The 23950-nt window shown below is 69.6% G+C and carries 20 protein-coding genes and 1 pseudogene; 4 read left to right on the top strand and 17 right to left on the bottom strand.

Translation table 11 applies throughout. The features are described from left to right. Positions 1 to 89: 89 nt before the first annotated feature. The 11 genes from J5X75_RS28030 to J5X75_RS27980 all read right to left on the bottom strand — a co-directional run bounded on the left by J5X75_RS28030 (position 90) and on the right by J5X75_RS27980 (position 12914). Positions 90 to 1085, bottom strand: a complete 996-nt coding sequence (locus tag J5X75_RS28030; RefSeq protein WP_208470503.1) for a Gfo/Idh/MocA family protein — start codon at positions 1083 to 1085, stop codon at positions 90 to 92. Next, on the bottom strand, positions 1036 to 1683 hold the full coding sequence (locus J5X75_RS28025; protein ID WP_208470502.1) for a dTDP-4-dehydrorhamnose 3,5-epimerase family protein: 648 nt from the start codon (positions 1681 to 1683) through the stop codon (positions 1036 to 1038). The genes J5X75_RS28030 and J5X75_RS28025 overlap by 50 nt, the downstream gene beginning before the upstream one ends. Continuing rightward, positions 1683 to 2852: a class I SAM-dependent methyltransferase gene (locus tag J5X75_RS28020; RefSeq protein WP_208470501.1), complete on the bottom strand. Its 1170-nt coding sequence runs from the start codon at positions 2850 to 2852 to the stop codon at positions 1683 to 1685. Before J5X75_RS28020 ends, J5X75_RS28025 begins: the two co-directional genes overlap by 1 nt. Positions 2853 to 2884: 32 nt before the next feature. Then, positions 2885 to 4126, bottom strand: a complete 1242-nt coding sequence (locus J5X75_RS28015) for a phthiocerol/phthiodiolone dimycocerosyl transferase family protein (RefSeq protein WP_208470500.1) — start codon at positions 4124 to 4126, stop codon at positions 2885 to 2887. A 33-nt stretch (positions 4127 to 4159) separates the two neighbouring features. Next, on the bottom strand, positions 4160 to 4390 hold the full coding sequence (locus tag J5X75_RS28010) for a ferredoxin (protein ID WP_208470499.1): 231 nt from the start codon (positions 4388 to 4390) through the stop codon (positions 4160 to 4162). A 10-nt stretch (positions 4391 to 4400) separates the two neighbouring features. After that, positions 4401 to 5603: a cytochrome P450 gene (locus J5X75_RS28005; RefSeq protein WP_208470498.1), complete on the bottom strand. Its 1203-nt coding sequence runs from the start codon at positions 5601 to 5603 to the stop codon at positions 4401 to 4403. Positions 5604 to 5795: 192 nt separating this feature from the next. Then, positions 5796 to 8357, bottom strand: coding sequence for a class I SAM-dependent methyltransferase (locus tag J5X75_RS28000; protein WP_208470497.1), 2562 nt, complete (start codon positions 8355 to 8357; stop codon positions 5796 to 5798). 324 nt (positions 8358 to 8681) lie between these two features. Beyond that, entirely contained in the window at positions 8682 to 9476 is a 795-nt protein-coding gene (locus J5X75_RS27995; RefSeq protein WP_208470496.1) for a hypothetical protein, read from the bottom strand. Then, positions 9473 to 10753: a vWA domain-containing protein gene (locus tag J5X75_RS27990; RefSeq protein ID WP_208470495.1), complete on the bottom strand. Its 1281-nt coding sequence runs from the start codon at positions 10751 to 10753 to the stop codon at positions 9473 to 9475. The genes J5X75_RS27995 and J5X75_RS27990 overlap by 4 nt, the downstream gene beginning before the upstream one ends. Positions 10754 to 10787: 34 nt before the next feature. After that, positions 10788 to 11876 (bottom strand): AAA family ATPase, encoded by a 1089-nt coding sequence (locus J5X75_RS27985; RefSeq protein ID WP_208470494.1) that lies wholly within the window; start codon positions 11874 to 11876, stop codon positions 10788 to 10790. A gap of 27 nt (positions 11877 to 11903) precedes the next feature. After that, on the bottom strand, positions 11904 to 12914 hold the full coding sequence (locus J5X75_RS27980; RefSeq protein WP_208470493.1) for an alpha/beta hydrolase: 1011 nt from the start codon (positions 12912 to 12914) through the stop codon (positions 11904 to 11906). A 217-nt stretch (positions 12915 to 13131) separates the two neighbouring features. Between J5X75_RS27980 and J5X75_RS27975 the strand changes: the two genes are divergently transcribed. The 4 genes from J5X75_RS27975 (at position 13132) to J5X75_RS27960 (ending at position 17462) form a co-directional block, all read left to right on the top strand. Continuing rightward, positions 13132 to 14334: a nucleotide disphospho-sugar-binding domain-containing protein gene (locus J5X75_RS27975; protein ID WP_208470492.1), complete on the top strand. Its 1203-nt coding sequence runs from the start codon at positions 13132 to 13134 to the stop codon at positions 14332 to 14334. Positions 14335 to 14362: 28 nt separating this feature from the next. After that, the gene (locus J5X75_RS27970; RefSeq protein ID WP_208470491.1) at positions 14363 to 15412 is read left to right on the top strand and encodes an AMP-binding protein; all 1050 of its coding nucleotides are present in this window, start codon (positions 14363 to 14365) and stop codon (positions 15410 to 15412) included. A 90-nt stretch (positions 15413 to 15502) separates the two neighbouring features. Beyond that, complete coding sequence (locus J5X75_RS27965) at positions 15503 to 16408, top strand: putative sugar O-methyltransferase (protein WP_208470490.1); 906 nt, start codon at positions 15503 to 15505, stop codon at positions 16406 to 16408. Between the two features lie 133 nt (positions 16409 to 16541). Further along, complete coding sequence (locus tag J5X75_RS27960) at positions 16542 to 17462, top strand: SDR family oxidoreductase (protein WP_208470489.1); 921 nt, start codon at positions 16542 to 16544, stop codon at positions 17460 to 17462. Positions 17463 to 17615: 153 nt separating this feature from the next. On the opposite strand, the gene J5X75_RS27955 is transcribed toward J5X75_RS27960, so the two are convergent. The 6 genes and pseudogenes from J5X75_RS27955 to J5X75_RS27930 all read right to left on the bottom strand — a co-directional run bounded on the left by J5X75_RS27955 (position 17616) and on the right by J5X75_RS27930 (position 23504). Beyond that, positions 17616 to 18785, bottom strand: a complete 1170-nt coding sequence (locus J5X75_RS27955) for a nucleotide disphospho-sugar-binding domain-containing protein (RefSeq protein ID WP_208470488.1) — start codon at positions 18783 to 18785, stop codon at positions 17616 to 17618. Positions 18786 to 18836: 51 nt separating this feature from the next. After that, the gene (locus J5X75_RS27950) at positions 18837 to 19826 is read right to left on the bottom strand and encodes an NAD-dependent epimerase/dehydratase family protein (RefSeq protein WP_208470487.1); all 990 of its coding nucleotides are present in this window, start codon (positions 19824 to 19826) and stop codon (positions 18837 to 18839) included. 2 nt (positions 19827 to 19828) lie between these two features. Then, on the bottom strand, positions 19829 to 21019 hold the full coding sequence (locus J5X75_RS27945) for a cytochrome P450 (protein WP_208470486.1): 1191 nt from the start codon (positions 21017 to 21019) through the stop codon (positions 19829 to 19831). Positions 21020 to 21059: 40 nt separating this feature from the next. Continuing rightward, a complete protein-coding gene (locus tag J5X75_RS27940; RefSeq protein ID WP_208470485.1) occupies positions 21060 to 21284 on the bottom strand; it encodes a response regulator transcription factor in 225 nt (74 codons plus the stop codon). A 136-nt stretch (positions 21285 to 21420) separates the two neighbouring features. Next, positions 21421 to 22389, bottom strand: a pseudogene (gene ispH, locus J5X75_RS27935) (4-hydroxy-3-methylbut-2-enyl diphosphate reductase); the annotation flags it as partial. A 269-nt stretch (positions 22390 to 22658) separates the two neighbouring features. Further along, on the bottom strand, positions 22659 to 23504 hold the full coding sequence (locus J5X75_RS27930) for an AfsR/SARP family transcriptional regulator (RefSeq protein ID WP_208470483.1): 846 nt from the start codon (positions 23502 to 23504) through the stop codon (positions 22659 to 22661). Positions 23505 to 23950 lie beyond the last annotated feature (446 nt).

Below are 23950 nucleotides of genomic sequence, written 5' to 3'. Positions count from 1 at the left end.
CGGGAGGGCTCCGCCTTATTCACGTGTGGTGCGGTTCTTGGCGTGGCGTGGACGCGGCATCACCCCGGCCGGGGCGATGCCGCGTCCGCTCAGGAGAGGTAGGCGTACTCCGCCTTGTTGCGAATGTCGTCGACGAGGCTCGCTTGGCGGCGGGAATCGTCGTGGTAGGACGTCAGGTCGGCGCCCTCCCGGACGGCGGCGGCGAAGAAGCCGACGATGTTCGCGAACTGGTCGGCCGGCGGCAGCGTGATCTCCTCCCGGTGATCCTGGCGCTCGATGCGGACGACGGGGCGGTACTCCGGCGGTGGCGTGAAGACCCGATCCACGCCGAGCCTGCCGGAGCTGCCCGCCAATGCGTAGCCGTTGCGGTAGGAGTGCTCCATGCCGAAGGTGAGCTGGGCGGTCACACCCTCCGGATCGGACAGCAGGGCGCTTCCACCCACCACGACACCGCGAGCACGATCGACACGGAGCACGGCGCCGACGAGTCGAAGGTCCGGCCCGAGAAACCGCAGGGCGGCACGGATCGGATAGACACCGATGTCCACCAGGGCGCCGCCACCGACGTCGGGTCGATACCGGATGTCGTCGGCCGGCTTCGGGGGGATCGTGAAACCGGCGGTCAGCGTGCGCAGCTCGCCGATCGCCCCCTCCGCGACGAGTTCGCCGACCCGGGAATGCTGCGGATGATGGAGGAACATCATGTTCTCCATCACCAGGCGCCCCCGTTCGCGCGCCAGGAGGATGAGCCGCTCGGTATCCCGCAGTTCCGTGGTGAGCGGCTTCTCGACCAGGACGTGCTTGCCGGCCAGGAGGGCTCGCTCCACCCACTCGGCGTGCAACACGGCCGGCAGGGGCAGGTAAACGGCGTCGATGTCGTCACGCCGGAGAAGCTCGGCGTAATCGCCCAGGGCGGTGTCGATGCCGAAGGCGTCCGCGAACCCCTTCGCCTTGAGCCGATCACGGCTGGCTATGGCCCGGAGCTCGATGGTGCTGTCCGCCCGCATCGCCGGCAGGGTCCGTCGCGCGGCGATGTCAGCGCACCCGATCACCCCGATCCGGACTGTGCCGCGTGGGTCCGCCATGAGATTCCCCTTCCTTGGCTCGGTGGCCGCCCGGCCGGTAATGGGGCAGTCGTCCGGCTGCCAGCACCTCGGCGAGCGTCGGCGCGGCCGCGTCCTTGTCGGACATGATCGGCTTCTCGGTCAGATTCCACGGGATGCCCAGGTCCGGATCGATGGCCTGGATGTCGATCATGGTCCCCGGCACGTACTCGGTGGAGCACAGATAGTTCATGCAGGTGTCGTCGGTGAGTGCCAGAAAGGCGTGGCCGAGCCCGTCGGGCACGTAGACGCCGACACCGGATTCCGCGTCCTGCGGCGTGATGTCGAACTGGCCGAACGTCGGTGAGCCCACCCGCAGGTCCACGACGACGTCGAGCGCCGCCCCCCGGACACAGGTGACCAGTTTCGCCTGTCCCGGCGGGAAGGTGGTGCCATGAATGCCGCGCAACGTGTTGCGCCGCGACACCGAGAAGTTCGCCTGGCGTACCACGAACGGTTCGTCGAGGTAGACGTCGAGCTCGTTCAGCCGCCACGCCTCGGTGAAGCTGCCGCGCCGGTCCGCCATGTACGTCGGGGTGATGCGGTACGCGTCCAGGACCGCCATCGGCTCGATCTTCATCACTGCGGCGTGGAGGGGGAGGACTCGAAGAACCGCGAGACCGAGGGCGCGATGCCACCTTCGGCGTTCAAGCCCTTCTCGATGAACGCGATGTTGTGGTAGACGTGCACGCCCACCACCTGTTCGGCGATGCCGTCGCCGGTCTCCCCGGGGCGCTCCTGGTAGTGGAGCTTGTCGAGCAGCGACTGCAGCATCCCGACGGACGTGGTCGGCGGCGAGACCGCGCTCTCGGATCCGCCGAACTTCTCGCAGTAGGCGGTCCACATGTCCTCGATGATGTAGAAGCCACCCGGCCGTACGAAACGGAACAACGCCTCGAACGAGGTGCGAATGTGCTCGTTGACGTGGCTTCCGTCGTCCACGATGACGTCGAACGGCCCGTTCTGCTCGCCGAAGGACGTCAGGAACCCGGGGTCGGTCTGGTCGCCCTGCACGGTGCGGATCCGGGGCTCGTCCAGGCCGTGCTTGGCGAAGACGTCCAGTCCGGTGACGAGGCCCCGGGGGAAGAAGGCCTTCCACATCTTCAGCGACCAGCCGCCGAGATCGGGATTGTTGTACCCGCCGATGCCGATCTCGAGGATCCGTACCGGCTCGCCGCGCATGCCACGCAGGTGCCGCTCGTAATGCGGGGTGTACCAATGCCACGTACCCCACTTGTCCGTCCCGTGCCGGACCGACAGCTCACCGAGATCGGCGGGACCGGCCGTACATCCACTGAGCACGGTGTCGACCGCGCGTCCCACCGAGTACCAGTCGCCGCGCAGCGGACCCTCGTACAGCGCCTTCGCGGTGGGGCGTTCCACGAGCAGCCGTTTGCGGTGCGCGGTGGCGCTGTGCTCCCGCGGGGCGCCGTAGAGGCTGCGGACCAGGATCGCGAGCTCGAACTCCAGCAGGAAGATCGCCTCGTCGTGCTTCCCCTCGGCCAGAGTGACCGGCTCGCCGGCCCGCACGCTGATCGTGTAGGTGAACGTCTCCTTGTCGTGGAGCATGTCGAGCTGGACGTGGACGAGGGTCTTGTTGGACGGCAGCCTGCCGCGGAACACCAGTTCCTCCGCGGCGAGCGAGGCCACCGCCTTCGCCCCGATGTCCGTGATGGCGGCGTCGAGTTCCGTCTCACGCCCGCCCGCGGCGAGGATGAGGGTCTCGGCCTGTTCCGTCGTGACATGCATGCTTGTCTCCCGGCTTGGTGGAATCGGATGCATCAGACTGAGGAGCTCGCGCCCGTGCGGGCCAGCGCCGCCAGCCGGCTCTCGAACCCCTGTGTCAGGTGATGCACCACGTCGTCGGTCAGGAATGCGCGGTTGTAGATGAGGTCCAGGTTCAGCGAGCCGTTCGTGGTGTTGACCACCAGAGCGGGGACGCGCATGAAGGGCATGGTGGCCACGGAGCGGATCGTTCCGAACCGGAGGTCACCGGCGACGGACGGAAAGGACAGCCGGCCGAGGTTCGAGATGCTGATCGAGATCTCCTGTGCCCTCGACAGGCGCAGTTTCCCGGCCGCGAGCAGCGCCGCCTGCCGTAGTGCCTGCCGCACGGCGCCGGGCATCCGGCTGTCGACCTGCGTGCCCACCTCGACCGGACCGGCGTCGTACGGTGTCGGCAGATTGATGATCACGCTGCCGACCGCGCTCATGGCCGCGTCCGGCGGCACCGGCGGCGTCATCCGGCTGCGCAGATCCACCTGGAGGCACAGTGCCAGCGTCAACGGGTCCGGGGAGTCGTGCATGCCGCGAAGCGCCACCGTCATCGCCCCGACCACCAGGCTGCTGACCGACAGCCGGTGCGCCTTGGCGGCCGAGATGAACCGGGCCGTGGCCTCCGGGCCGAGTCGCAGGTTGCGGATGCCGAAGCTCGGCCGCCCGGCTGCCGGCACGGATCCGGGCGCCAGCGTGGTGACCTCCTCCGGTGCGGTGTCCTGAACCGGCTCGGCCGACGCCGGCACCGCTCCCATCCGGCGCAGCACCTCCTCGAGCGGCGGGTCCAACTCGTCGCGGCGTACGACCGCCACGCGGGCTCCGGAGACGAGGGCGGTGTAGTACTCGACCAGCCGCCGCAGGAGTGTGGTGATCAGCTGGCCGTCCGCGACCGCATGGTGGACCGCGAGGACGATCGCCCAGCCCCGGCTCTCCCGGAGCACCAGGAGCTGAGCAGTCCGCTCGCCGGCGTCCCAGGGGGTGTTGACCACGTCGGCGAACGTCGTGCCGTCGTCGCGAACCGTGATGGAGGGGGTGTGGTCGTCGACCCGGAGCACGTACCGCTCGTCGCCGGTGCGGACGATCTCCGACCGGAGAATCGGATTCGCCTCGGCGAGCAGCCGCAACGCGTGCCCCAGCACGTCGATGTCGAGGGGCCCGTCGGCGGTGACGGTGACGAACGCCGGGCTGGCGCCGGCCGCCACGATCATCGACTCACGGGGGGTGAGGACACGTTCGTCGAGGGGCATCGGGAATCCCTTCCGGTACGGTTCGGGCGACCCTCACTGCTGCGGGGCGAGGATGGTCATGGTGTTCTCCGCGCGAACGAGGATCGCCTCGACCGGGCAGAATTCGGCGGCATCCAGCACCAGGTCGTCCGGCGTGACGCTCTCGGCACGCGGTTCGGATCGCCCGTCGACGAGCCTGAAGTGGTCCGGCGAGATCCCGATGCACAGCCCGGAGCCGATGCACGTGCGCTTGTCGATCTGGATCCGCCACCGCTGTTCCGTCATGCGCTGCCCCTCACCAGCTCACCGGCAGGGCCTTCGGCCCGCGGACCAGCAGGCCGGTCTTCCAGGGCACGTCCTCGGCCGGCACGGCCAGCCGCAACGACGGGAAGTGCCGTACCAGCGAGCCGATCGTGACCTGCAGAATCAGCCGGGCCAGCTGAGCGCCGAGGCAGTGGTGCAGGCCGTGCCCGAACGCCAGGTGCGGGTTGGGCTGCCGGAGGAGATCCACTTCGTCCGGGCTGTCGAACACGGTCTCGTCCCGGTTGGCGGCCTGAGCGTTGACGAACACCGCGTCTCCGGCCGGTATCAGGACGCCGCCGACCAGTACGTCCTCGGTGGCCACCTTGGCGAACGAACCGCCCGTGCCGAACTCGACATAGCGCAGCAGTTCCTCCACCGCGCCGGGCACCAGGTCCGGCCGCTCGCGCAGCAGATCCCAGCTGCCCGGGCGGGTGAGCAGCACATAGGTGAAGTTGGAGATCTGGTTGGCGGTCGTCCCGTGGCCCGCGATGAGCAACCCGATACCCAGATTGATCAGCTCTTCCTCACTCAGCCGATCCTCGTCGTCCCGGGCGGCCACCAGTGCGCCGAGCAGGTCGTCGGTGGGCTGCTCCCGGCGCCGGCGCACCATGTCGGCGAGGTACGTCTGCAGGGCCGTACGGACCGCGAGGATCTCCTCGGGCGTGTACGCGGTGGTGGACAGCACCGCGTCGGAGAAGTCCTGGAACCGTTCCTGATCCCGTGCGGGGACGCCCAGCATCTCGCAGATCACGACGATGGGCACCTGGAGCGCGAGGCTGCGTACCAGATCGGTGGGAGGCCCGTGCCGCTCGATCTCGGCCAGTCGCTCGCCGACGATCTCCTGGACCCGCGGCCGGAGCCGCTCGACCCGGCGGCTGGTGAACGCGAGGGCGACCAGCCTGCGCAGCCGGTTGTGCTCCGGCGGGTCCATGTTCAGCAGGAAACCGCCGCGTGCCGGCTCCGGTGTGGTCCTCGGGACGTCGTCCCGGTCCACCGTCCGGGCGCGGCTGAACCTCGGGTCGGCGAGCACCAGCTTGGTGTCCTCGTGCCGGGTGACCAGCCAGCCCTCACCGCCGTAGGGCAGCCGGATGCGGGACACCGGCTCCTCCCGGCGTAACTTGGCGAACAGCGGGTCCACCTCGATTCCCGCCGGCTCGCCGAATGGGTAGTCGCGCACCTCGGCATCGGAACTCATGATCGTGGACTCTCCTTCCCGGCGCCGGCAAACGCTGTGTGAGCAAGGTGAATGGGGATTTCCCGCCGCCAGATCAGAAATGGGGAATCGCTCGCCGTAGGGGCCACCCTGCCGGAGGTCCCGGACAGCGAACAAGCCGCGATAAGACGGGATGGCCACACTTCACGACATCTGGTACGCATCGATGTGAGTTCAGCTTTTCAGCGTGAACCGGCCGAGCTTCCACTCCAGGTTGAGCCCGCGCGCCGTTCCGGCGGGACCGCTCATCAATTCGGGCAGCACCCGGTCGAGCAGGAGATGGCGGATCACCTTCTCCCGCGGCCGCTGTTCCGGGATCTCCGCCAGATACTCCTGCTGATTGGCCGGAACGAGCGCCGTCATCAGGCATTCCTCGGCGAGACATTCGTACGTGCGGCGTTCGATGTTCCCCGTGAAGTACGGTTCCAGAGCCCCCGCCACAGCATCGCTGTGCTGCGGTGTCGGCAGGATCCGGCGGTCCGCCCGGCGTTGGGCGCCGGCGCGCGACGCCTGGTTGACGGTGGACGCCGCCTCCCTCAGCACGGGATGAAGATCCGTGGGACGCTCCGCGTCGAGCGCGTCGAGCCAGTACCGGCGCATCAACCGGTTGGCATCGTGGAACAGCAGGGAGCCCGCCGCGGGCTCGGCGAGATCGGGTGCGGTGAACGCGAGGACCCCACCCGGCCGCAGCACGCCGGCGATCGACGCGGCGGCCTTCCGCATGGCCTTGCCGTCGAGCAGGTGGAAGACCATGTTCGCGAGCACCGCGTCGACGCGCCTTCCGGCGGTGACGTCCAGCAACGGCCGGAACCGGCCGGAGGTGTCGCGCAAGGCGTGGAAACGCGTCCAGGAAACGTCGCCGAGCAGGGCGAACCCGTAGGCGAACCAGCTACTGGGGATGTCGACGAGATGCAGCTCGAAGGATGCGCCGCGGCGGGTCAGACGACCGGGGACGTCCCGTTCGGCGCATGCCTTGATCAGCTCGATCGAGGCCAGGCCGGTACCCGCGCCGTAGTCCAGCACCCGGACGACGTCACCGGGCCGCACCCGCTCGATCCGGGACTCGACGGCGTCCAGCATGTGGCGTACGCCGAATCCGGTCGCGCCGGTGCACCACGGCCGGGGACGAGCCAGATCACCGTCGGTGAACAGCAGGTGGTGCAGCCGCCGGCCGTCGGTCAGGTCCGTGCCGGGCTCCGGCTGCCAGGTGTCGTGGCGTTCCGCCGGTTCGTGCCGCGGAAACGGCCTGGCGGGGACCAGATGATTGAGGGAGATCGCGACGAAGGGACGGGTGTTCGGGTAGCGCCGCTCGAGGTGACCGACGGGTTCCAAGCCGGCCAGACGGCAGCACTCGAGGAACGCGGAGTGTTCCACGATGTACTGGTGGGACAGGGCGTGGTAGGTGTCCAGAGCCACCGAGTGCAGCGCCCCGATGTGGCGCCGGGCCAGCTGCGGGGCCACGCTGTGCGCCTCCAGGACGACGAGCCCGTACCGGCGGACATGGGGTGCCCAGCGCCGGAGATGAGCGACGAGGTCGGCCTCGACCTGCGCCGAGGTCAGCGGTTTGCCGTCCGGTGCGACGTAGGCGCCGGAGGACAGGCCCGGAACGTCGTCCCGGGGATCCCCGCCTACGTACGTACGGTCGTGATCGAGGAACGACCGGATGTGCAGCCCGTCCTCCATGGCGAGCCCGTGCCGGGCCAGCTGGGCGGCCATCGCGTCGGGATCGGTGATGTCGCCGAGCAGCAGCAGCGGGTCGGACACGCCGGCGTCGCGCAGGACCGCGCGGGCCCGGTCCAGGGCCACCGGGCTGGCGTCGATGCCCACGTAGCGGACGTCGTCGCCGAGGATGCCGTGCAGGTGGGCGAGCCAGCTGCCGTCACCGCATCCGGTATCGGCGATGAACGAGGGCCGCCGTCCGTGACGGAAGATCTCCCGGAAGACCGGGTCCGCGTCGGCGAAGTACTTGCGGTGGGCCGCCGAACTCGCCTCGACGTTGACCCGGCGCTGACAGTGCCACTCGCCGTCCCCGGGCGTGACGAGCAGTTCGCCGCGCAGCAGCTGCTCCAGGCGGCTCAGCATCGGAAGGTAGGAACCGACGAGGCCGCAGTGGTCGGAGAAGGCGAGGCCGGCCCGGCCCCGAGGGGTCCAGGAACCGTCGACGTCGAGCCAGCCGAGCAGCCGGAACAGCCGCGCGAAGTCTCCGCCGGGCCGGTGGACGGCACCGGTGGTGCGCAGCGTCAGGAGCGCGGGAACCGCGAGGGTGGCGTTCAGGTGGACGGTGGCCGGCGCGTCCGGGTCCGCGGTGAGGTGCCACGTCTCGAGGTCGTCGATCGCCCGGGCGAAGGCCTCCAGCGTCGGCCCGTCCCACGGTTCGGCCCAGGAGCCGGGTGCGCTGTCGTCGAAGCGGGCGAGGAACCGGCCGCCGGCGACATAGCGCGAACGGTGCCGCAGCGCCTTGCGGCCGAGGTCGGTCCAGCCGGCCGGGGAATCGGTGTCGATCCAGCCGGCCGCGGCCAGGCAGCGCCAGACGGCGAGCAGATACCCGGTTTCCGGGAGGCTGCCGGCGGCATGCGGTGCGCCGTCGAGCAACCCGAGTGCGTCCAGAGCCCGCACACAGGAGGCCAGCATGACCCCGTCCTGGAAAAGGAATGCGGTGCGGCGTGCCTCCGCTCGCTGGGCGCGGTCGCTCTTGTCGGCTAGGGCGACGACTATCGCCGGGGGTTCATGGAGCATTAGGAGAACTCCCAAATGGTCGGTTCTGGCACTGGCCGCGTACGCCACGTTGCCGGGCGACACATGAGGATTGCTGTCCCCGGGCGTGAAAGGCTTATCCAGTCGGCTTCTTCGCTGACTTCGAAACCCACTTTTCCGTACGGTCGTCGCGCCAGAAATCCCGATTTGCGAGGGTGTCTCGCCTACCGCATCTGTGTTAGCTTCCGGTGGGATCAGCCGTCTGCGGTTCGTTACGGAAACGGCCGTCATCGCGTCGTGCGGGCACGCGGAAGCGTCATTGAAATCGATGCGCCACCGGGTGACGTGTAGGTCGCCGGAGCGCTGTCACGCACCCGGGTCGGCGCCGTGACGCAGAATGCGCAAGGTTTCGGCCTGCTCCACGGTGACGCCGCGTTCGCGCTGTTCGACCGCCTCCTGGGGGGTCAGGCCGGCGCCGATCCACGACGCCGCCTCGTCGAACGGGATGCCCGCCTGCCACCACTCGCGCGCGACCGCCATCGGGCTCATGCCCCGTTGGATGAAGCGGGCGGCCTCCGCCGGCCGTAGTCCCAGGTCCTTCCAGGTCCGTGCGGTCGCGGCATCGATGTTGCAGCCCACCCAGGCGATCGCCTCGTCGTCCACCCACTCGGCGTGCAGGTAGGTGTACATGGTCACGCCGGTGGCGCCGCTCGCCCGCTTGATGAACCGCTCGGTCTCGCGCTGGGCCTCGGAGGCGTTGAACGCCATCATGCTGAGGAAGACGTCGTGCGACCCGCCCTCGCTCGAACCCACCGTTCGCGGCTGGCGACCCTGGCACAGCTCGTACGCCTGTTCCGGGGTGTAGCCCAGCGCCCGGTAACGGGTGGTGGTCGCCAGGTCGAGGCCGAACTCGTGCCAGCTGATCGCCTCGGCCGCGGTGATCCCCGCGGCCCGCCATCCGGCGACCGTGCCCGGGGTGACCTTGGCGGTCTCCCACTGGGCCGCGGCGAGCGGGTCGGTCAGCCGGGCGGCGCGCCACGCCGCCGCGCGGTGCGGCGGAATGCGCCACTTCCACCACGCGCGTCCCTCGGCTGCGGAGAAGCCCATGTCGGTGTACGCGGCCTCGTCGAACTCACCGGACGGTTCCCGGTCCTCGCTCATCGCACCTCCTCGGATCCCGGCTCGCTGATCACCACGGTCGTCGCCCAGTCCGGCACCCGCCCCGCCGGGTCCAGCAGGCCCACCACCACCCGGGTACGTGGGGGAGGGGCGTCCGGCCAGAGGGTGTGGCCGTCGGTGAGAGCGACGATGAGGTCGGGCGGGGGCCGCAGGACCGTCGCCGCTTCGATGCCGGCACGGATGTCGGTGCCCCCGCCGCCGCCGAGGGTCAGATCGGCGATGGTACGCGGATTCTGCGCCCGGTAGACCCGCGCGTCCACGGAGATCACCGTGACCTGGCGGCGGCCGATGCCGACGGCGCGCAGGACCGCGTCCACCTCGGCCAGGCACTGGCCCAGCATGTCGTCGTTCATGGAGCCGGAGGTGTCGATGAGCATCGCGATCACCGGTGCGGGCTGGCGCAGGCTGGGCAGGACCACGCCCGGCACGCTCCCGGCCCGCCGGGACGGCCGCCGATAGGTGAAGTCCACCCGCCCGGTGGTGTCGGCGATCGTCCGGCGGATCTGTGCCGCCAGTTGCCGGCGCCAGTTGACGCGGGGTTCGAGGATCTCGTCGGCCCAGCGTCGCCAGCCGCCGGGGACATCGTCACGGGTCCGCTGGTGCTCACGGACGCGACGGGCCGCCTCGAGCGCGGTGAGCTGGGCGCTGGTCCGGGACAGCGGTGGCCAGTCACAGTTCCACGGGCGCGGCCGGCCGTCGCAGCCGTTGCCGCAGTCGCCCGCCGCCATCGCGGGGTCGGGCAGCTCGGTCCGGTCCTGGAGAAGTGTCCAGTAGCGACGGGCGAGTTCGCCGCCGGGCAGCCCGAGTGCGGCCGGCGCCGCCACGTCCGCGGGCGCTTCGAGCCCGGCCGTCGAGAGGTCGCCGTGGAGTTCGGCGTCGGCGGCGAGATTCCACACCTGCTGCTCCGGCGTGCGCACGGGCGGTTCATCGGCGTCCGGTCCGTGCGTGACGGCGGCCGGAACCTGTGCGGCGTGCTCGCGCAGCAGGTGGGCGAGCTGGTGCAGGGCCCAGAACCCGATCTGCGGCACGCTCTGCCGTTCGAGCTCGGCCGGGCTGAGGTGGATGTGCCAGCCGGTGTCGGCGGGGAACCGTCGCAGCGCGGCGCCGTCATCGGTGAGCTCGGTGTCGGGCACGACGACGGGGTCCATGGTCAGCAGGGCGTTGGCGAGGTAGGGCATCCGGTGGGCGGCCCACACGCGTGCGGCCGCCCACTTGCGCCGCAGCTCCGGCGACAAGGCGTCGAGAGGTAGACCGGACATGTGCCTCAGGCTCGCTCCGTTGTCGTTGCCGGCGCTACTGGATCAGGCCCGCGGCGCGCAGGATGGGGGTCAGCTCCAGCAGTGTCGCGGGAATGTAGGCCCCGGCCGGCCGGTGCGAGGCCAGGGTGCGTGCCGCCAGGGTCGCGATGTCGGGCGCCACCTGTGCGGCTTTGGCGACCACCTTCCATCCCGCTTCCCAGAGGGTCCTGTCATCCGCCGCGACGGCCACCGCGGTGACGGAGGTGAGCATCGCGAAGGCCCGGTCGCTGCGGCGGGGCAGCTCGAAGGCGTCCGGATCGGCGAGGACCCGGACCGGGTCGGGCAGGTCGAGGTTCTCCAGCCAGGACAGGAATTCCAGTGCGGCGCCCTCGCCGACCGCGCCGGTGATCAGTGCCGCGCGGACGTCGGGGCCCGCCTCGGTGGCCTCGCACGCGGCCAGCAGTGTCGCGGTGAACTCCCAGGTGCGGGGGCTCGGCCATCCCTGGCCCGACGCCGGTCCCTTGGGCATCTGGAGGACGAGAGCGGGGCGTACCTGAAGGAAGGCCGACACCGTGGCCCGTGCGACGGCGTTCTGCCGGGCGTCGGCGCGGCGCTGGAATCCGGCTAGCGCCGGCCGCGGGAAGCCGACGGCCAGGCCGCGGGCGATGCGTTCGGCGTTCACCGGCCAGGTGAGGTGTACGAGACGGTTGGCGAGCGGCGGGGCCAGCTCCCAGCCGTCGGCGGCGTCCTCGGGCGAGTTGGCCGCGGCGACCACGCGTACGCCCTCGGGCAGTTGAACGTCGCCCACCACCCGCTCCAGCACCACCCGCAGCATCGCGGCCTGCACCGCGGGTGGGGCGGTGGTCAGCTCGTCGAGGAACAGCAGTCCGTGCCCGGCCGACGACAGTCGCTGTGCCCATGCGGGCGGTGCGAGCCGGACCGTACCGTCGGCGACGACGGGGAGGCCGGCGAAGTCGCTGGGTTCCCGGATGGAGCCGATGACCACCTCGACGGGCCAGTTCAACGACTCGGCGAGGGCTTTCACCGCGGACGTCTTACCGGTACCCGGGCTGCCCCACAGCAGTGTCGGAACGCCTGCCGAGACAGCGACGGAGAGTGCCTCGAGTACGACGTTGGTGTCCACGGAAGAAAGCCCTCGCTCTGTCGTCGATCACTGAGGTGCGGCGACGCCCGCGGCCCAGTTCAGCATGATGGAGTTGGTCAGCGGCGCCGTCGTCGCCAGCGCGACGAGGTGGCCGGTCTGCGGGATCAGCGCCACCTCGAGCTGCGCCTCGGGCAGGTAGAAGTTCGACTCGTAGGCGAGCACACTCGCCGGGTCGTGGCAGTCGTAGACGGTGACCCCCTGGCAGCCCAGCCAGTCCTCCGCGCCACCGACGACGAGCACCGGCACCCGGATCTGGTGCGGCACCGCCGGCGGGGTGATCGCCGCGGTCGGCTGGACGTCCTTGAGCGCCTCGTCCGCGGCGGCCACAGCGGGAACGGTGGTCGCCGGGTACAGGAACATGGATGCGCGAGTGCCCGGCTTGGTGGTGATGTAGCCGGCGTCGTAACCGGAGTTCGCGAACTTCGGGTCGTTCACCGCCGGGTACACGTTCGCCTGCCCGCTCACGACGTGCTCCGCGTTGAAGCCGTGCAGCGCGCTGGTCTGGATGAGCGCGTCCACGTCGCCGTACCGCGGGATCTCGGTGCGGGCGTAGTAGGAGCCGGTGCCGTGCCCGACCCAGATCACCTTGCCGAACGAGTGCCCGTCGAGCGTTCCCTGGCGCAGCGCGGTGATGGCGTCGTGGAGCGCGACGGCTCCGGCGTCCGACGTGACCTGGCTGCTCAGCGGATGGGAGCTGTGGCCCGCGCCGATCAGGTCGACGTTGAACGTGGCGTAGCCGGCCGCGGTGGCGGCGCGGACGTAGGAGTAGTAGCCGTTGCCGACCGGGAAGTCCCAGTACGCGTGATTGCTGTACCCGCCGTGCACGAGGAACTGCACGGTGGTGGGACGCGCGTTCCGCGGGTAGCAGAGCTCTCCCCACAATGTCTGCGTCGCGGGCCCGGGGTCGGCGAGGCGGACCGGCAGGGTGTGGGCGACGCAGGTGGGTCTCGTTTCCGCAGCGGTCGATGGGGCTGCCGGAGCGGCCGTGGCCGTGGCCACCAGTGTTGTGGCGGTCATGCACGCCGCAACGAGCACAGACTTCCAATGTAGAATAGTGGGCACCCGCCCACCGTAGAGGGCTGATGCCCACTCGTCAATATCCCTGTTCAGGCCGCTCCGGTAACACAGACACGGGTGGCCCGGTACCCCGATCAGCCGGGGATTGTCCCGCTCGCGCGCGAGCGGCAGCGTGGCTTCTGCGGTCACGTCCGCTGGCGAGAATGGTGGGTAACGGATGCGCGTCCTGTTTGTTCCGGCTTCCACGCCGTCGCACTACTTCCCGATGGTGCCGCTCATCTGGGCCTGCCGGGCCGCCGGGCACGAGATCTGTGTGGTCGCGCAGCCGTGGGGGGATCCGCTCGTCGTGCGCTCCGGGACTTCGATGGTCACCTTCGCCGAGTCGTTCGACACGGTCGCCGAACTCGCGAGGCTGCGCTCCGAGGGCACGCTCGGGAGCACACCGAGTGGCCCGGCGGGCCCGCTGCACCAGGCGATGATGAGGGCCCAGATCCGTTTCGCCGAGGAGGCCGCACCCGAGATCGTCGACCTCGCCCGGGACTGGCGGCCGGACCTCGTCGTCGCCGACCCGATCGTGCTCGCGGCGCCACTGGCCGCCGCGGCGGTGGGCGCCCCGGTCGTCCACCACCTCTGGGGCCCGGACTACCTTCGCGCCTCCGCACAGCACCTGTACCCGGGATGCGGATCGGCGCCGGAGGACTGGCCCGAGCCGCTGCGCGAGCTCTACGCGCGGCATGGCTGTGAGCCGGCGCGCGAGATCGCCGTGGCGACGGTCGACTCGTGGCCGGCGAGCATGCAGATCGCGACGACTCCGGCGCGGCTTCCCGTGCGGTTCGTTCCCTACAACGGCAGCGGTGTCGTGCCGCGTTCGGTGCTGGCTCCGCCGCGCGGGGGGCGGCCCCGGGTCCTGGTCACCTGGGGTTCGATGCTGGCCATCCGGGAAGGGGTCGACACCTTCCCGGTCCTCGACGTCGTCAAGGCGCTGCAGAGCCACGACGCCGAGGTGATCCTCGCGGTGATCGGCGCGGATCGTCAGTGGACGCGGGACCTGCCGCCGGACGTCACCGTGGTGGAGAATGTCCCGCTGAACGCGATCATGCCGTCCTGTGACGCGGTCGTCCACCACGGCGGAGCCGGCTCGATCATGACCGCCGCGTACTACGGCGTCCCGCAGGTGACCCTGGCGGTCACTCTGGACACCCAGACCTGCTCCGATCGCCTGGCCGCCGCGGGAGCGGCGATCGCCCTCGACCGGCGGACCGCCACCGCCGACACGCTGGCCGACGCCGTCACGACGGTGCTGACCAGCGACCGGATCAGGGACGCCGCGCGCGCACTGCGCGCCGAGGTCGTCGCTCAGCCGTCTCCCGCCGAGGTGGCCGCCCAGGTGACCGCGCTCGCGGCCGGGGACGCCGCGTAGCACCGGCCAAGGACGGGATCCTCCGGCCGTGGTGAACCTCGGCAGCCTCACGACGCTATTCGGTCCGGATGCACTCTCGGCAAGGTGGGTGACGTTGATGGCTTCACGTGGTGATCCGCTCCGCGTCGACGAGCGGAGGAAACTGACTCAGATCGACTTCGGTGGTGGCAACGCCTGGCGCGCGGCGCTGGACGCGAGCGTGACACCACGTCGCCCCACGGTCTTCACGGACCGGCCGATCCCCGACGAACTCGGTGCCATGAGGTCGCAGTTCAGCGTGGCCGACCTCAACAAACTGGCCACGGCATGGTCGTCCTGGTATCACGCGGCACGGGTGCGGCCCGGGGACCGGGTCGCCGTCCACATCACCGACTCCTTCGAGAATCAGATCCATCTCACCGCCCTGGCGCAGATCGGCGCCGTACCGGTGCTCATCGACGGAACGCTCCCGCCGGAACACGCCATCGCGCTGATGGAACGCAGCGCGCCGGTGGGGATCTACACCGATATCGCGCACTTCTCGATGCTGAGCGACGCCATCCGCCGGGTGCCGAGCGTGACCTGGTTCCACACCCGTGAATCGGTCGGTCCCATCACGGCGCCGCCCCTTCCCGGGAGTGCCCTGTACCGGCATCACGACGACGATCCCGTCGCGCTCTGCCACGGCCCGGGAGACACCGGGGTTCCCGAGCTCGTCGTCTGGACCCATCGTCGGAGCGTGGCCGGTGCTCGCCTCCTGCTCGCCGACCGTCGCGAGCTCCCGGATTCGTCCGTGCTGTCGGCGGTCCCGCAATCTCATCCGTGCGCGATGGTGTTCACGTTCTATGCGCTTCTGGCCGGGGTCACCCTCATCTCCATCTCGAACCGGAGTGCTGACGGCGTCATCAGGGCGGCTCGAAATTTCCGGCCGACCACGATTCACGCTCTTCCGGGACTGCATGCCGCCGTGGCGACGGCTGACCCGGACCCGGGGGACCTCACCTCGGTCCGGGAGTGGATGAACGCCGGTGATCCCGTACCCCGTGCCCATGTGCGCACCCTGGGACACAGCGCCGTCGATTCGCCCACCCCTATTTGAACGGGTTCCGATGCCGTTTCGGTGAGTGCTAATTTCAGCCCATTCCGGACACCGCGTCCGGTGCGGAAATTCTTACGAGAGCGGAGCGAAATGGGCCACAGATTTCAAGCCAGTCGGCAATGGGAGAGGATCCAGGACCATTGGATCACCGAGGATGCGGCGGTCGATCTGGACAATCTCAAATCCGACGGCCGGAACTTCAAACTGGCTCTGTGGGATCCGTCGACGAACGGCGTGCGGTATCTGAAGGCGCTGACCTATCACCTCGGTATGGAACTGAGTGCCGACGACTGGGCACGGATCAGGCGAACGCCCAACCGGGAGGTCGGCAACCCGATCACGGTCCGCTGCCAGGGTGAGCCGTTGTGCCTGGACTACGTGCAGGCGGCGTTCGAGGTCGGCCTCATCGACCGGGAGATCGACCTGACCGGTGCCCGGGTGATGGAGATCGGCGCCGGCTACGGCCGCACCTGCCACATGATCCTGTCCAACTACGACCTCGCCGGCTACCGCATCGTCGATCTGCGGAACACCCTCCAGGTGAGCCGGGCGTACCTTCGTGAGGTGCTGGACGAGGCCCGGTTCGACAAGATCGAGTTCGTGGCGGTCGACGAGGTGGACGACCTCTTCCCGTCCGACCGGTTCGACCTGTGCATCAATGTCCACTCGATGACCGAGATGAGCCCGGACACGGTGCGCGCCTATCTCGAACTCATCGACGAGTCGTGCACGGCGTTCTACGTCAAGAACCCGGTGGGCAAGTACGTCGACGAAACCCTGGACGGCTACCACCAGGGCCGCGAAGCCGTAGAGATGGCGCTCGAGAACGGGCCGCTCCGGCAACTCGTGGACATCCACGACAGTGAGGCTGTGCGGGCCGCGGCGCCGGCCTTCATCGACGGCTACCGCCCGGCGGACGACTGGGAGTGCGTCAGCGACGGGCCGGCCGTCCCCTGGAGCTACTTCTGGAACGCCCTCTACAAGAAGAGGGTCTGAGCGCGGTACGCCCAGCCGGTTGGACGACACGGTGGAGGCGATGCGGGCCGCGGTGTCCCTGCGCCCGGCCGAGCGCCGGGCCGGGGGCACCGTCGCTCCTCGCTTCCATGCCGGTGCGGTGACAGGGAGATCGATGGGTACGGAACAGGCGTGGCCGCGGGCCGGCACCGGACTGCGGGGAATGGTCGGAGACCGCGCCGTGGAACTGGGCGGCGCGCACCGATGGGAAGCACTGGACTGCGATGTGACCGACGCATCCGCTGTGCACCGTGCGGTCGCGCGGACGCCGGCCGACGTCGTCGTCCATTTCGCCGCGTACACCGATCTCGACGCGGCTCACGTGCAGACCGGTGATCGCGGTGGTCCTTGTTACCGTGTGAACGTCGAGGGCACGCGGAATCTGGCGCGGGCGTGCCGCGAGAACGGCAAATACCTGATCCACGTGTCGACCGATTACGTTTTCAGCGGCGACGAGAAGGAGCCGTACCGGGAGTCCGATCGTCCCGATCCGCGAGATTGGTACGGCCGGACGAAATACTGGGCCGAAGGCGAGGTCCGGGAATCCGGGTGCCGATTCTCCATCCTCCGGCTCTCGTTTCCCTTCCGGGCCCGGTACCGTCGCCGTGAGGACCTGGTCCGGAAGATCATCCGAGGGCTCGTCACCGGGCGGACACCACCGATGTTCTGCGACACCCTGGTCAGTCCGACCTTCACCGACGAGTTCGTCGCGGCGATCGACCGGGTCGCGGAGCTGAGGCCCCCGGACGGCCTCTTCCAGTGTGCGGGTGGTACCAGTCTCTCGCCCTACGACCTCACCCTGCTGGTGGCTCGGGTGTTCGATCTCGACAGCAGCCGGGTCTCCGCTCTCCGTTTCGCGGACTACGCGCGTACGGCCGGCCGGCCCTACCCGCGTCACCTCAACATCGCGAACGCGCATGCCGAACGGGTGCTCGGGATCCGGTTCTCCCGGGTCGAGGACGTCCTGGTGACGATGCGGGACCAGATGAGGCGCGCCGGCGTGGCGGGGCCGACGGCGCTGCTTCCCGCGGATTGATCACTGGCCGGGCTGTCTCCCGCCCGGGGCGCGACCGCTGGGTGGCGCCGATCGAGACGTGACCTCCCTACCGCGTACCGGGATCCGGTTCCATGCGGCGGGGAGGTCACGTCTCGATCGTGGCGAAAGGACGACGGGCCCGTCGTCCGTAGGTCACCGTCGTGCCGGCCCGCTCAATCGTGCGACCACCTCGGAGGGCGCCGGCATCGCCGCCATGTCGTCGCGCAGGCGGTCCGCGGCGCTGCGGATCCGCTCATTCGTGAGCACCTCGGAGATCGCCGACGTCACCCGCTCCGCGGTGGCGGCGGCGACGGGGATCTCGAAACCGGCTCCGGCGGCGGCCATCGGGCCGCAATACGCCATCACGTCGGGCGTCGCGGTGATGGCGACCTGCGGAACACCGTGACAGGCGGCGGTCAACAGGGTGCCGCTACCGCCGTGGTGGACGATCGCGTCGCAGGTGGGCAGGATCGCGTCGAGCGGGATCTGTTCGGCGACCCGGACGGTGGCGGGCAGGTCGCGCGTCAGTTCGCGGTCGCGGCCGGTCACCGCCAGGACGATCTCCACATCGAAGTCCTCCAGAGCGCTCACCACGTCGGCGATGGGAAAACTCCCGGTACCCTCCCGGCGGATCAGCATGGTTCCCCAGGTGACCAGGACCCGCCGTCTCTTCGGGGGAGCCAGGAGATCCGGCGGGACGACGTTCGTACCGTTGTACGGGGTGAACCGGATCGGGATCCGCGACGGGCTCTCGGCGGTTCGCAGACGGGGTGGGCAGGGATCGACGGAGCCGGCGCCGCTCTCCGGTTGCGGATCGAGCCCGTACTCGGCATGCAGGTCGCGCAGCGCATCGGGCCACTCGTCGACCGGTTGACCGGCGCCGGGGTAGCCGAACGTCCGCATGATGTCCGGTCCCCACAGATGCTTCACCAGGGGTACCCCCGCGTGGCCGGCGACGATCGGCGCGGCCAGCATCAACGGATCGCCCACGACGAGGTCGGGGCGCCAGTCACGGCAGAGCGGGACGGTGTCGGCCGCGACCGCCCGGGCGAGCGCGGTGTGGACCTCGGTCATGGCCCGGAACATCGCCATCGGGTCGCTGTCCGGGTTGTTCAGGAGCCCGCGGTTGCGCTGCGCCGCGGCCTGCACGTCGAACGATGCGGCGACCGTGACGATCGGGGTGCCCGATCGGACGACGGCGGACTCGATCGCGGGTTGCCCGACCACGCGGGTGTGGTGACCCGCGGCGCGGAAGGCCCAGATCAGCGGCACCATCGGCATGTAGTGCGACGGTGCCGAGAACGGCATGAAAAGGATGCGCATCGCACTGTCCTCTCTCGGTGGGGAGCACACGGGTGGTGGCCGGCCGCCGGCTCAGCTGACCTCGGCCAGGGCCCGCTGCACGGCGGCGGGGTCGAGCCACCGCCGGGTGTCCTGCCACGGCGGCTCCCCCTCGCTGCGCAGCCACGACCAGGTGTCGGCGAGCGTGCTGTGCAGCGGCCGGCGGGTGTCGAGGCCGGCGCGGTGGGCGGCGGAGACGTCGACGTCGAACATGCCGTCCCGGATGGATGCCGGGAACCACAGCGGCACGTCGAGGTAGGGGCGCAGGCCCGCGGCGGTGGCGGCGTCGTCGGGGACCCACACCAGTTCCGCGTCGGATCCGGTCACCCGGCGCATCGTGGTCAGGAATTCGCCCATGGTGTGGATCCCGAGCGGGCCCGCGACGGTGAACGTGCCGCCGAGGTGCCGGTCCGCGGCGCCGAGCATCCAGATCGCGAGATCGCGGGCGTCGATGTATCGCAGCGGGTACTCCGGCGAACCGGGGACCAGGATCCGCCCGCCCTGCCCGATGCGCCGCAGCCACCACGTGATCGACCCGATGTCGTCGTACGGGCCCAGCGTCGGCCCGGCCCGGGCGATCAGCGCGCGCTCCCCGAACGCCTCCAGCACCGCGATCTCGCTGCCCCGTTTGGCCACCGGATAGAAGTCGCCGGACTCGTCGTCCGGATCGCCGGCGACCACCTCGGCGCTCTCGTCGGCGCCGGACGGCAGCGGTCGCTGGTACACCGACCAGCTGGAGACGAACCCGAAATGCCGGGTACGCCCGCGCAGCAACGCGCACGTGTCGCGAGTGACCCGTGGCGCACCCATCCACGTATCGAGGACCGCGTCCCATTCCCGGTCACCGATCGCGTCGCGCAACGCCCGGGGATCGGTGCGGTCGGCGGTCAGGCGGGTGACGTCCCCGGCCACGGTCCCGCTGAGGCCGCGGTTGAGGATGGTCACCTCGTCGCCGCGCCTCAGGGCCTCCTCGACGATGGTGCGTCCCACGTAGTGGGTTCCGCCCAGCACCAGAACTCTCATGATCAACTCCTCCAGGTGACCGGTAGCGCCTGCAGCCCGGCGATGAGGAACCCCTCCTTGTACGGGACCTGCTCGGTGGGAACGGCCAGTCGCAGCCCGGGGAACGCGGCGACGACACTGCCGATCGCCACCTCCAGCTCCAGCTTGGCGAGCTGGGCTCCCAGGCAGCGGTGCATGCCGTGCCCGAAGGCGACGTGGTCGCCACCGTCCCGGGCGATGTCGAACCGGTCGGGATCGGGGAAGGCCGCCGGGTCGAGATTCGCGGCAGGCAGGCAGGCGTGCACCACCGAGTGCGCGGGGATGGACATCCCGCCGAGCTCGACGTCCTCCGTGGTGGCGCGGATGTGCCCGCTGTACGCCCGGAACCCCAGCGTCGCGTATCGCAGCACCTCGTCCACGGCGGACGGCACGAGCGACGGATCGGCGCGCAGTGCCGTGAGCTGATCGGGGTGGTCCATCAGCGCCACGAGTCCTTTGCCGAGCATGGTCGCCGTGGACTCGCCCCCGGCCAGGAGCAGCCCGCACCCGAGTGTCACCAGCTCGTCCTCGCTCAGCCGGTCCTGCTCGTCCCGGGCCGTGATGAGGTCCTGCAGCAGGCTGGCATCGGGATCGCGGCGCTTGGCGTCGATGAGCTCGGCCATGTAGCCGATCATCGAGGTGAGAGCGCTCAGGGCTTCCTCCGGCGGGTACGCGCTGGTGGACAGCACCCGGTCGGCCCAGCCGCGGAACCGCTCGCGATCCTCGTGCGGGACGCCGAGGATCTCGCAGACCACGGTGACCGGCAGCGGATAGCACAGGGCCGCCGCCAGGTCGCCGGGCGGTCCCGCGGCGACCAAGGGCGCGATCAGGTCATCGGTGATCTCCTGGATGCGCGGCCGTAGGGAGCGGATCCGGCGGGCACTGAACGCTCCCGCCACCAGGCGGCGCAGCCGCGTGTGCTCGGGGGCGTCGAGGTCGTTGATCCCGGGCTTGCGGAAGACCGCCGCCGGGCCGATGGTGACGCCCAGCCGGCCTGCCTCGGCGCGGCTGAACCGGGGGTCCGACAGCACGGCCCGAACCTGCTCCATCCCGGTGACCAGCCAGCGCCTCTCTCCGGCGTCGGTGGTGAACTCACGTACCGGCGCCTGCCGCCACAGCGCACGGACCGCAAGCGGGGTCGTGTAGCCGGAGCGGTCGAGGTGGTCGGTGGTCATGTCCGCTCGCTTTCCCGGTCGGTCGCCACAGCCGTGCGCCTCACCGGGAGACGATCCCGGCGGCGACGGCCCAGCCGACGAGGTGGGATTTCGTGGTGGCGCGGACGCGTCGCCGTGCCTCGGTGAGGTGCTCGTCCACGGTGGTCTTCGAGATGCCGAGCTTCCGGGCGGTCTCCTTGGCGGTGAGGCCGAGTGCGGCGAGCCGGACCACCTCGGTCTGTCGCGCGGTGAGCGAAGGCATGTCTTCAGGTCCGACGGCGGTCATCGTCTTCTCCTCCTTGTCGTTGGTACGGGCGGTGGTGGTCCGGCCGCGCCGAGCGGTCGGCCGGGGTGTCCGGGGTGTGGGCGATCTCGGTCGCCTCGGTGGCGACGAGGTCGGGTGGTGCGGCTGTGGTGGTGGTCAGAAACGACGGCACCGCGAAGTTCACGTCTTCCACCGAGGTGACGTCGGTGCTGATGTCGTCGTATCCGAGCCGGGCGAGACGGTCGATCAGCCGTTCCACGAGGATCTCCGGCACGCTGGCGCCGGAGCTGACGCCGACCGTCCACACGTCCTTCAGCCAGGTCTCGTCGAAGTCCGCCGCATCCGGTACGAGATGTGCCCGGGTACCGGTCTCGCGGGCCACGTCGACCATGCGCAACGAGTTGCTGGAGTTCCGCGCACCGACCACGAGGATCAGGTCGCACCGGCTCGCCAGTGACTTGATGCCGTTCTGCCGGTTCTGGCTGGCGTAGCAGATGGTGTCGGTACCGGGTGCGACGACATCGGTGAACCTGGCCTTGATGCGGTCGATCACCTCGGCCGTCTCGTCCACGGAGAGCGTGGTCTGCGTCAGGTAGGTCACCGGGGTGTCGGCCGGCAGCCCGGTCCGGTCGACGTCGTCGACGGTGTCGATGACGATCGTGCGGTCGGGTGCCTCGCCGTAGGTGCCCTGCGTCTCCTCATGGTCGGCATGCCCGATGAGCAGCACCAGCCGGCCGTCGCGGGCTCCGCGCCGCGCGTGCTGGTGGACCCTCGACACGAGAGGGCAGGTCGCGTCGATCACCCGAAGGCCACGAGCGCCGGCGTTGTCGCGCACGAGCGGGGAGACGCCGTGCGCGGAGAATACGCAGACGGCGCCTTCCGGAACGTCCGACTCCGAATCGACGAATCGTGCGCCCCGGCGCTGGAGACTGGCGACGACATACTGGTTGTGAACTATTTCTTTGCGTACGTAGACGGGTGGCCCGTGTATTTCGAGTGACTTCTCGACCATGGCTATCGCGCGGACTACTCCGGCGCAGAAACCGCGTGGTTCGGCAAGCACCGTTCGTTTTCTCCGGGCGATCGCGTGCGCCGGGCCGCTCCCGCTTGACTGGTCGCGTTCCATGACTCCCTCGGCTGGGTGATGGACCGTCCGGTCCGGACCGGATCTCTCGAAATGCTAAACGTCGCCGCTAAAGCGGTTCTTGGTCGTGCCGGTCACCGACGGCGACCATCGCGAAGTGCCGGTGGGCATGGTTTCGGTGGCAGCCGGTCCGCGCATTCGAGGGTGGCGGCGGGTGGGCCGCGTGCACCCTTTTCCGGGCGCGACGGTTCAGATGCCCGGTGTTCGGCGACAGGTGCCGTCGTACGATTTCTGTTCGTTTACCGTCTGTTTCACATGACGCAGTGGTGGGGTATCCAGTGCGGGTGCTGGCCGGCGGGAGTCGCGGTGCCCGAGCTCGCCGCCGCCGACGCGCGGCGCAGGGTGAGCTCGTCGTGCCGGTCCTTGAGGATGAACTCCTGCGTCTCCTGCAGGAACCGGCACGGCTCGAGCCCCAGCTCGTCGCGGATCCGGCTGCGCGCGGTGCGGTAGACCTGCAGTGCGTCCGCCCGGCGGCCCGCCTGGCTGAGCGCCTCCATCAGGAACGCGTAGAGGTTCTCCCGCAGGGGATACTCCGTGGTCAGCGAGTGGAGCAGGCGGACCGCGGCATTGGCCTGGTCAGACCCCAGAAGAGCGCAGGCGAGCAGTTCCACGCATTCGACGCGCAGCTCCTCGGCCCAGTCCGCGAACTCCCGCATGATCGGTCCGTCGTAGGAGGACGCCTGGATGGGTTCCTGGAACAGGTCCAGCGTTCTGCCGAGGATGTCGGCCGCCGCCGCGAAATCACCGGCGCCGAGTCGTTGCCGCCCCTGCTCGAACAGGGCGACGAGCTCGTTGAGGTCGAGGTGGTCGTTTCCCAGGTCGAGGACGTAACCCGGCGCACGGGTGGTGATCACGTCGTTACTCCGGGCGAGCTTCTTCAGGAGCTTGCGCAATTGGGAGACGTAGACGTGAAGTGCCGCGACCGCTCGGGCCGGCGGGTTGTCGCCCCACAATTCCTGTATCAACTGATCGGTGGACACGACCTGGCCGTTGCGAATCAACAGGGTGCGCAGCAGCACCTCCATCTTGTTGGTGCCGGCCGACACTTTCTTGTTGTCGACCGTAATGCTGACGCGGCCCAGAATCTCGTACCTCAAGTCTTCACCACCGTAATTGAACCGTGCATGTGCATACCGATATTTGTTGCAGCTACCGGCGGGTCAATCACGGCGGCGATAAGGCGGACGGCCGGCTATTGCGGGCCGGAGTGCGGCCCCGGAAAGGCGTCGTCGAATCGGATGAGTTGAGCGCATGGATAGGCATCTCCCCGTCCCCGTTCATGCCTAAGTTCTCAGGCTCGCTTTACCGTTACCTTCGGTCGGCGAGTCAACCTTCGATCTACGCTAACAAGTTCCTGTTCGATCGACGAAGCACAAGTTAATGTGACGTAACTCACTGAACGGGCAAGTGGTTATCTAACTGGGCATTTTAGAGAAAATTTACATCGGCCAATGACAAATGTTTCCGCTGCTGGCGATGGCAGCGTAGCGCAGATTCGCTCTAGAGCGGGCAAGTGCCCAGGTGGCCGGGGGTGGCTTGCCCG

The sequence above is a fragment of the Actinoplanes flavus genome (assembly GCF_017592555.1).
GTDB lineage: Bacteria > Actinomycetota > Actinomycetes > Mycobacteriales > Micromonosporaceae > Actinoplanes > Actinoplanes flavus.
The sequence above is the reverse complement of the archived record's forward strand: the minus strand, read 5'-3'. Positions and strand labels throughout refer to the sequence as shown.

Bases quoted from the DNA above. Each gene is read 5' to 3' on its own strand.
- J5X75_RS28030 (WP_208470503.1), bottom strand. From the start codon at position 1,085: ATGGCGGACCCACGCGGCACAGTCCGGATCGGGGTGATCGGGTGCGCT.
- J5X75_RS28025 (WP_208470502.1), bottom strand. From the start codon at position 1,683: ATGAAGATCGAGCCGATGGCGGTCCTGGACGCGTACCGCATCACCCCG.
- J5X75_RS28020 (WP_208470501.1), bottom strand. From the start codon at position 2,852: ATGCATGTCACGACGGAACAGGCCGAGACCCTCATCCTCGCCGCGGGC.
- J5X75_RS28015 (WP_208470500.1), bottom strand. From the start codon at position 4,126: ATGCCCCTCGACGAACGTGTCCTCACCCCCCGTGAGTCGATGATCGTG.
- J5X75_RS28010 (WP_208470499.1), bottom strand. From the start codon at position 4,390: ATGACGGAACAGCGGTGGCGGATCCAGATCGACAAGCGCACGTGCATC.
- J5X75_RS28005 (WP_208470498.1), bottom strand. From the start codon at position 5,603: ATGAGTTCCGATGCCGAGGTGCGCGACTACCCATTCGGCGAGCCGGCG.
- J5X75_RS28000 (WP_208470497.1), bottom strand. From the start codon at position 8,357: ATGCTCCATGAACCCCCGGCGATAGTCGTCGCCCTAGCCGACAAGAGC.
- J5X75_RS27995 (WP_208470496.1), bottom strand. From the start codon at position 9,476: ATGAGCGAGGACCGGGAACCGTCCGGTGAGTTCGACGAGGCCGCGTAC.
- J5X75_RS27990 (WP_208470495.1), bottom strand. From the start codon at position 10,753: ATGTCCGGTCTACCTCTCGACGCCTTGTCGCCGGAGCTGCGGCGCAAG.
- J5X75_RS27980 (WP_208470493.1), bottom strand. From the start codon at position 12,914: ATGACCGCCACAACACTGGTGGCCACGGCCACGGCCGCTCCGGCAGCC.
- J5X75_RS27975 (WP_208470492.1), top strand. From the start codon at position 13,132: ATGCGCGTCCTGTTTGTTCCGGCTTCCACGCCGTCGCACTACTTCCCG.
- J5X75_RS27965 (WP_208470490.1), top strand. From the start codon at position 15,503: ATGGGCCACAGATTTCAAGCCAGTCGGCAATGGGAGAGGATCCAGGAC.
- J5X75_RS27960 (WP_208470489.1), top strand. From the start codon at position 16,542: ATGGGTACGGAACAGGCGTGGCCGCGGGCCGGCACCGGACTGCGGGGA.
- J5X75_RS27955 (WP_208470488.1), bottom strand. From the start codon at position 18,785: ATGCGCATCCTTTTCATGCCGTTCTCGGCACCGTCGCACTACATGCCG.
- J5X75_RS27950 (WP_208470487.1), bottom strand. From the start codon at position 19,826: ATGAGAGTTCTGGTGCTGGGCGGAACCCACTACGTGGGACGCACCATC.
- J5X75_RS27945 (WP_208470486.1), bottom strand. From the start codon at position 21,019: ATGACCACCGACCACCTCGACCGCTCCGGCTACACGACCCCGCTTGCG.
- J5X75_RS27940 (WP_208470485.1), bottom strand. From the start codon at position 21,284: ATGACCGCCGTCGGACCTGAAGACATGCCTTCGCTCACCGCGCGACAG.